Origin of the sequence: Acinetobacter sp. YH12069, assembly GCF_013419675.1 — a bacterium.
In the GTDB taxonomy this organism is placed as follows: Bacteria; Pseudomonadota; Gammaproteobacteria; order Pseudomonadales; family Moraxellaceae; genus Acinetobacter; species Acinetobacter amyesii.
Genome location: NZ_VOZS01000018.1, coordinates 43,406 through 51,034 on the forward strand (window position 1 = coordinate 43,406; position 7,629 = coordinate 51,034).

The 7,629-nt window shown below is 33.7% G+C and carries 8 protein-coding genes; 5 read left to right on the forward strand and 3 right to left on the reverse strand.

Going from position 1 to position 7,629, the window contains the following annotated elements:
- Positions 1-239: 239 nt before the first annotated feature.
- On the reverse strand, positions 240-1,643 hold the full coding sequence (locus FTU16_RS12990) for a hypothetical protein (protein WP_180114225.1): 1,404 nt from the start codon (positions 1,641-1,643) through the stop codon (positions 240-242).
- A gap of 452 nt (positions 1,644-2,095) precedes the next feature.
- Between FTU16_RS12990 and FTU16_RS12995 the strand changes: the two genes are divergently transcribed.
- Both FTU16_RS12995 and FTU16_RS13000 read left to right on the forward strand, forming a co-directional pair.
- Positions 2,096-2,743 (forward strand): hypothetical protein, encoded by a 648-nt coding sequence (locus FTU16_RS12995; RefSeq protein WP_180163426.1) that lies wholly within the window; start codon positions 2,096-2,098, stop codon positions 2,741-2,743.
- Positions 2,712-3,197 carry a hypothetical protein gene (locus tag FTU16_RS13000; RefSeq protein ID WP_180009667.1) on the forward strand — a complete coding sequence of 162 codons (486 nt, stop codon included), beginning with the start codon at positions 2,712-2,714 and terminating at the stop codon, positions 3,195-3,197. Before FTU16_RS12995 ends, FTU16_RS13000 begins: the two co-directional genes overlap by 32 nt.
- A 63-nt stretch (positions 3,198-3,260) precedes the next feature.
- Here FTU16_RS13000 and FTU16_RS13005 read toward each other — a convergent pair whose 3' ends face one another.
- On the reverse strand, positions 3,261-3,458 hold the full coding sequence (locus FTU16_RS13005) for a hypothetical protein (protein WP_180163427.1): 198 nt from the start codon (positions 3,456-3,458) through the stop codon (positions 3,261-3,263).
- 328 nt (positions 3,459-3,786) lie between these two features.
- Here FTU16_RS13005 and FTU16_RS13010 point away from each other — a divergent pair, with 328 nt between their 5' ends.
- A complete protein-coding gene (locus FTU16_RS13010; RefSeq protein WP_180163428.1) occupies positions 3,787-4,047 on the forward strand; it encodes a DUF2171 domain-containing protein in 261 nt (86 codons plus the stop codon).
- Positions 4,048-4,355: 308 nt separating this feature from the next.
- Here FTU16_RS13010 and FTU16_RS13015 read toward each other — a convergent pair whose 3' ends face one another.
- Positions 4,356-4,718 carry a NirD/YgiW/YdeI family stress tolerance protein gene (locus FTU16_RS13015; RefSeq protein ID WP_180109205.1) on the reverse strand — a complete coding sequence of 121 codons (363 nt, stop codon included), beginning with the start codon at positions 4,716-4,718 and terminating at the stop codon, positions 4,356-4,358.
- Positions 4,719-5,200: 482 nt separating this feature from the next.
- Here FTU16_RS13015 and FTU16_RS13020 point away from each other — a divergent pair, with 482 nt between their 5' ends.
- Both FTU16_RS13020 and FTU16_RS13025 read left to right on the forward strand, forming a co-directional pair.
- Positions 5,201-5,707, forward strand: a complete 507-nt coding sequence (locus tag FTU16_RS13020) for a GNAT family N-acetyltransferase (RefSeq protein ID WP_180163429.1) — start codon at positions 5,201-5,203, stop codon at positions 5,705-5,707.
- A 272-nt stretch (positions 5,708-5,979) separates the two neighbouring features.
- A complete protein-coding gene (locus tag FTU16_RS13025) occupies positions 5,980-7,185 on the forward strand; it encodes an alpha/beta fold hydrolase (protein ID WP_180090209.1) in 1,206 nt (401 codons plus the stop codon).
- The last annotated feature ends 444 nt before the right edge of the window (positions 7,186-7,629 follow it).

Genomic DNA, 7,629 nt, shown 5'->3' on the forward strand with positions numbered 1-7,629 from the left:
ATATTTATTAGACTTCTTTCATAAGTCAGTTTTTAATCAATACCTAATTCACAAAAAAATGTTCCCTCTCCTTTTCAAAGATGAGCGCAATTATGCGCAAGAGGGAGAGGATTTATATGAAAACTCCCCCTCTCCTTTTACGGAGTATGCAGCTCATTCCTGAGAAAGAAGAAGATTTCAGTATTAATCTTGCTACGAATTAATGATTATTTTTTAAAATATAAAAGATATTTATTATATTAATAAAGTCTTATAAAGAAAATTTCTGCAATATCAACTTGGATTTGATGCTTACTAGGAATAATCACGATACAATTAGAATGCATAAATTTATTTAAAGGATGATTGCCTAAATTCTTATCAATATCAATCAAAAATTTTCCAGAGTCATCCTGTGTATAATTTCCAAATAATAATTGCATTTTATCGTTAGTTTTGTAGTTTTTAATGAATCCTCTGTGAAAATTATTTTTTATAAAATTAGGGTCAGTTCTATTTAAAATATATCTCACTCCGACATTTATTGTCATCGCAATATCATCAACATCTCCTAAGAGGTTCACGATAGTTGCTTTGTCTTCAATAGTGTGAGTTTTTAAACCTCTATAATTACCTTGGGTGTCTAATATTTTTTCCGTTTTATTGATTGGATGTGAACGATGATCACTTCTAAAAACTTTAAATTTTTCCTCATTTAACGTGAGCATGTTGATTGGAGTATTAGTTGACGATTGATCAAAAGTAGCGAGTTTAGGTAAAGTTAAAATACCACCACTTGAAGAACTAGCGCTGCAAACTAGAATTAAATCATACTCTGCTGTCAGTACATGAAACTCATCAGTAAACCGCTCTTGTGAAGATGTTAAAGCTGGATTAATAATAGGATTTTTTTGTTCAGTTTCAATTTTGAAAGCATGCTCTAATCTAATTGGTTTTAAGATTTTGACTCCAACATCATCGTACCCCCATTGCTGCAAAATATTTTGAACATAAATGCATTCTTCACTAATTTTTTCTTCAGTATCATAGTTATACATACTAACTATAATGATTTTAGGTTTTTTATATACTTCAATTTCTCTTAAACCTGCCCTTGACAATACGATTACTTTTTCAGCATTAATTTTTTCATTTTTTTGAACCAAACATTCACCTTGTTGGATAATGCTTCCTTGTTTTATCACACCTTCAAATTTTTCTATTGGTGAAAGAACCTTATAAGAAAAGGGATCTTCAAGATCTAACCTACTATCATCTTCTTGAATAACAGCATCTATTTCACAAGGCAGTTCGATATTTTTAGGGAGTCTAATAATAGAATCTTCTTTGTAATCAATTTTGTATATATCTTTGGATCGATAAAGTTCTGCATCCCAGAAATACATATTATTAATTTTTAAAAAGTTATTTGCTTTGATATTTTGAGTCATATGTGAATTAATGCCCCAACCAGCAAATTTTGATAAATTTTTAGCTGGATAGTTATTTGAAGCGATAACATTTTCTGCAACTCTCCTACCTATAGCTTTGTCCAAAGAAATGCATTCTGTTGGATAGCCTTTGGGAAGTCGTGGATGCAGTCCATGGAATAAATCTATTAATTGTCTAGGGAAATCATCAGGAACATTTAATTCTAGTTTCATTATTAAGTACCTAATGGCTGTTTCTAATTAATATTAAAGTATGGCGGCAAGCTGAGGCTTTCATAAAAAATATGTTCAATTTTTACAATAATATGAATTAAGTAAAGATTAATTGACGTAAAATTAACACTTTAAGGTACTTTTTATCAACTCTTTGTTTTAATAGGGCACAGTCTTCCAAACTGCATGTAAACACAAAACTGGTATGAACAAAGAAAGAAATCAGGACAGACGGGCTGGAAAAGTTTAGACCGCTACGGTGATGGTCAGGCCTGTGATTGCCTGCCGGGTGGAAATAGGAAGAAGTGCCCGAAGAAGAAAAGATAAAATTGAACAAGTATATTGATTATATTTTAATCCATTAGATTTAATTATTCCCGAATGTATTTCAGTCGAAATATATTTTAAGTAAATTATGCTTACTAAAAATTATGAATAAATTTGGATCAATAATGCATATTAAACCACTTTTACTTTTAGGCTTATTTGGTCTATTAACCGGGTGTCAAGTTGTAGAAACTGCTGATAATAAAAAGTCAGTTTCTATGTTACCGCTACATATTCCAAAGGAAGCACGCTACCTAAATACTGCTGCAAATGCACCTATTTCAGAAAAGCGAAAAGCTTATGCTAACCAACTCGTGAGCTCGGGCCAAAAATATGCCACGATCAAAACAATTCCTTATGAGTTTTTCCAAGGATCAGGTTCTTTAAGTGCGTACCCTTACACGGTTTACACTTTTGACCAGCAACGTGTGAAATTTGTAGAAAACTCACTACTCAGCCCATCAACTACACAAACAAGATTTGATCATTCGCAGGTGAAACTCAAACTACCAGTTGGTCAACACGACATTGTTTTCGTAAGTGGCATTGGAAATCATAGTTACTTTACTGAGATCAAAAACGTGACTTTAGAAGAAAATAAAGATTATGTGATTGGCGTAGATCGTAACCCAAATACAAAACCTCTAGTTTTCATTGCTGAATATGAAGTTGACTCTCGATTTAAAGCGACTGAGCCAGAATCTATTGTTATTACAAAACGTATTGTTGAAGGTGTTGAGCATGCAAACCTTAAAAAAGTCAAAGTTTATTAAAACAGCTACTGGCTTAGGGCTATTAACTTCACTGTTATTGCTCCAAGGCTGCGTACGAATGATGCTACCAACCTCAGAAACTGAATTGGTCACAAAATCAATCAATGGTGGTGGTTCAGTAGAAGTTCCTTTGGACTATGTACAATCCTATGCAAACTTAAAGCAGGCATATGGAAAATGCGTGGAATACAGGACTTATAATGATTATTTGAAAGTTGAAGCTAACCTAGATCGTGAAAATAATATTGGGACTTTTTATGGCAGACCGCCATATGGGACTTATATTTTTAAGACTACAATTACGCCTATAGATTCAACTTCATCTAAGCTTACAATCTATACAATACGTGGCAGTCTTCTGACAGACAATGCCAATCAAAATGTATTAAAAAAACGTTTAGAGCAGGATAAACTTCGTGCATTAGGTCAAGATCCAAAATGCAATAAAGGTTAATTTGTACTTAAATCAAAAGAGTGCATATGGCACTCTTTTTTATTAGACTGATTAAAAATAAATTCATCTTGCTAATAATTGACCAATTTCTAAATTTGAATATCCACGATCTTTGAAGATTAAAACAATTGCTTGTTTATACATATCAGAATCGGAAGATTTATATTTATTAATAAGTTGCAGCTCTGAATTAAGCTGGAAATCATTTTTTATAGTCAATACTTCCGTAGAGACTTTGTTAAAAATCTTGAAATTAAACATACAGGCACTCGTTATCCGCGTTATAGCGGCCCGACTACAACAAATACCTGCCTTAAATTAACCAGACACCCTTGACCAAAAGGATTGCAAATTAAGACAATATTTGCAAGTTTTCGCATTTCCAAAAGATAAAAAATATCCAAAACACTATAAATAGGTCGTAAAACGCTCAAATCAAAACTTATTTCCAAATAATACAATGTAATTTATCTGGTCAAGAACGTAAGAACATAAAGCCCTTTGTATCCCTTCTATTTCAATCCCGGATAACACGACATATTTACGATAGGCTAAATGTTCACTCACATTGAAATAGGAAAATATTCCAATGACTACTATTAATGTTGAAAATATTAAAAATCATGCAGATGTTATTGCTTCTTGCGGTACTAAAGTCGGTGAAGTTGACCACTTGCAAGGTTCGGATCAAATTAAACTGACTAAACATGGTGACGGCCATCACCACTTAATTCCAGTTTCATGGGTTGGTGAAATTACAGACAATAAAATTGTACTGACTAAAGACTCTCAAGAAGTTAAAGATACTTGGTTGAAGCTTAAAAGCTCAATCCTAAAAAAACCCTCTTAGTGAGGGTTTTTTTAATGTCTTCTGAGAATTGTCATTGGAGGAAGTTAGTCTTTATCTAATGTATGAGGTGTTGTTGTCTCCTCATTTTCATTACTATCTTTTTGCTGGCAACCTACCAGCCCCAATACTAGTACCACGCTTATAATTGCTAACGCTTTCATACTTAGGCCTATATATGTGTTAAAGCTCTACACTAACAAAGCATGAAGGTTACTGTGTATTGAATTAAAAATAAGAAAGCCCTCAATTGAGAGCTTTCTTAAATAGAATGAATTTAGGTGCATCTATAAATATTTAAATCCAAAAACCTATTTTGTACGCTCAATATGAATTACATCAATATCAGTAGGTTTAATACGATGAGTATCAACCTCCCCGACTACATGCACTTGATCACCCACTTTGAGTTTAAGCGGTTTCCATAAATCATCATCAACGTCTATATTGATCGCACCTGTTGAATCACTTAACTCAAAATCATCACCTGCAATATGTTTAGTGATTTTTCCTTTTAGCGTTACACCAGATTCATCTGATAATTTTTTTGCTTGGGCAATTGTTACAACATTTTTTTCAGCTTCTTTTAATAACGCTGCATCGGACTTTGCAAATGATGTATTTACACTGAATAAGGCAAAACCACCAAGTACTGCACAAAGTATTTTTTTCATACTTATGACTCCTATTAATTAATTCTGTTCTACGAACTATAAGACTTTTCAGTCTAATATATTTGGATAATTTTCATATCTTTCAAGTGTAAAATCCCCTTCAAATGAAGTGAATGGGACTACGGTTAACTATAAAACATATAAATGTAAAAGTAGAATCCTGTTAGTTTGTACTAGATTAGAAATTAAGCATTAGCATCTATTCATTAGTATTTACAGAAACTTATAAGATTTTCAAAGTTGTATATTTTTACATCAAAATGGCTTTAATAAAATCAGATGAGTATACAAATTAATTTTTATTAAAGTATTTGAAAAGCATATATTTTTGAAAATAAACAAGAAAATTCATTACTTTAATTATTCAGTGATAGGATACTTCTAACCCATAAAAGTATCATAAGCATTAAAAAATCGCCATTTCACTCACTATCTGATTTACTTCAACAACATATATATTTTGCTTTAATAGGAGAATCTTGATGAGTTTTATAATTCGAGACGAAAAACCAGAAGATATACATGATATTGCAGAATTAACCAAAGCCGCTTTTTTAAATGTAGAACACTCCAGTCATACTGAGCAATTTATTGTGAATAGCCTTCGAGAACATGACCAACTCACGATTTCCTTAGTCGCGCTTGAGAACAATACCCTCGTGGGTCATGTTGCTGTTTCGCCAGTCTCAATCTCCTCAGGTGAAATGGGCTGGTATGGTTTAGGTCCAATTTCCGTTTTGCCAAATAAACAAGGTATGGGCATCGGTACTTTACTCATGAAAGCATCACTTGAGAAACTAAAACAATTAGGAGCAAATGGCTGTGTTCTGCTAGGTGATCCGAATTATTACCATCAGTTTGGTTTTAAATCATATCCTCGTTTAAGGTTACCAAACGTGCCTCAAGAATACTTTCAGGCTATCAGCTTCATCGACCATATTCCTACTGGTGAGGTTCACTATCATGAAGCCTTTAATGCAACTGAGTAAAAAATGTCTATATTTTTCCTATATTTTCATGCATAAAAGCCGCTCATTTGGGCGGCTTAGTTTTAAGGGAAATAACAAAAGGCTATATTTTCAGCATAAACATTGTGAGTAAATTCATATTTATCCACTACAATTTATCATTTTCAAATCAAAAAAATAAAATCAACTTCGAACTTTATTTTATGCATATTAGTCACTATATTAAAAATTCATAGAATAAATGAAACAACGTGAAAACTTGAAATTAACCTTTTGAAAAGAAGACGGCGCCCATAATGGAAACAAAGCATTATATTCTCAAATTGGTTGCTAGCTGTATTTGTCTAGCTTCAACATACACATCTGCATCTCCTGTACCTTCCAAGATAAATGAAGGTCAAATCGCCAATATAACAGCCCTTACACCCGGTACAATACTATCTTTACAAGTCCAAACGCATGATCTTTTTAGTAATGCAGCAGAACGATATATCATCAGTTATAGAAGCCGAGGTGTTCATTCAGAACCGATTGTTGCTTCTGGATATGTCCTATTACCTAAGGGTAAAGCCCCTAAGGGCGGCTGGCCAGTTTTGGCTTGGGCACATGGTACAACTGGTGTAGCTGATACCTGCGCCCCTTCGGGTGATTATGCAGATGGACCCGTTCACATATACCAACAAATTGCAGCCAAAGCTTTAAACGCTTGGCTTGCTCGTGGCTATGCAGTCGTTGCGCCGGATTATCAAGGTTTAGGTACACCAGGCGGCCACCCCTATATGAATGCTCAAAGTCAGTTACACACTGTCGTTGATGCAGTCCGTGCGATGCATCAATTAAAATCAGTAAAATTGAGTAAAAACTGGTATGTCATGGGCCACAGTCAAGGCGGTGCCGCGTCCCTAACCGTGGCCGCGTTTGGACAAAAGGATGCTCCTGAACTCAATTTACGCGGAGCAATTGCATTGGCACCGGGCGGCTACCAATATGAAGGGATTGCTGAATATGTAGCAACTCAGTCTAATATTGATCCGAGCGTTGCAGCATTTTTACCTATCGTCCTATTAGGTGCTGAAGCTGCAGAGCCTACACTTTCAGCAAAAGATTTTGTCAGCCCAGAAATGCAGAAAATCCTCAATCAAGCTCGCAATCGCTGCTTATCAGAACTACAAAATGAACTAAAAGTATCGCCAAAAACTGTTTTTAAACCCAATGTAGATTTAACGCCATTGACCCGTTATTTAAAAAAACAGTCGATCGAATTTATGACACCTCAGGTACCTTTACTGTTAGTACAAGGTGATCAAGATCAATTGGTAGATTATCGGGGTGTCCATGCTTATTACCAAAAAGTCTGCAAGGAAAATAAACCCATAGCCTTTCACCCAATTAAAAATGGTGACCATCGTGATTCACTCAAACAAAGCGAATATTTAATCGACAACTTTATTCACTCAATTGAGAATAAGACGTATTTAAATACCTGCCCAATAAACTAATACTTAAAATTTTATATCAATATTTTTGATAGAAAATTCATTATGTAATTTTATTTATTAAGTTTTTTATTCAAACCTAAAGATGTTGGCTGTCAGCCTAGATCAATTTGGATTAATAAAATAAAAATACACAACTAAACAAATCAAAGAAATAGTTGAAATGAATAAATAAGTACCCGTTGTATTAAAGCTTTTTAGAAATTTAAATAAATCCATTATTTCTTCCCCCCATGAAAAAATAAATAAATTATACTCAATAATATCTCGTGGATTAAATAGCCGTTGGTCGAATAGCTAGAGCTATGGATCAAGTGATCATTAGATCTCTTTCATAAATCAAAAAACGATCTTCTTTTTGGTTAATATTTGCACTCCGGATTTCTTAGCATTCGTGCATAATCTGCGGATGAAATACATCGATTCAAACAAGCTTTCTGATCCTCA

Coding starts and splice junctions, on each gene's coding strand:
- FTU16_RS12990 (WP_180114225.1), bottom strand. CDS start 1,643: ATGAAACTAGAATTAAATGTTCCTGATGATTTCCCTAGACAATTAATA.
- FTU16_RS12995 (WP_180163426.1), top strand. CDS start 2,096: ATGCATATTAAACCACTTTTACTTTTAGGCTTATTTGGTCTATTAACC.
- FTU16_RS13000 (WP_180009667.1), top strand. CDS start 2,712: ATGCAAACCTTAAAAAAGTCAAAGTTTATTAAAACAGCTACTGGCTTA.
- FTU16_RS13005 (WP_180163427.1), bottom strand. CDS start 3,458: ATGTTTAATTTCAAGATTTTTAACAAAGTCTCTACGGAAGTATTGACT.
- FTU16_RS13010 (WP_180163428.1), top strand. CDS start 3,787: ATGACTACTATTAATGTTGAAAATATTAAAAATCATGCAGATGTTATT.
- FTU16_RS13015 (WP_180109205.1), bottom strand. CDS start 4,718: ATGAAAAAAATACTTTGTGCAGTACTTGGTGGTTTTGCCTTATTCAGT.
- FTU16_RS13020 (WP_180163429.1), top strand. CDS start 5,201: ATGAGTTTTATAATTCGAGACGAAAAACCAGAAGATATACATGATATT.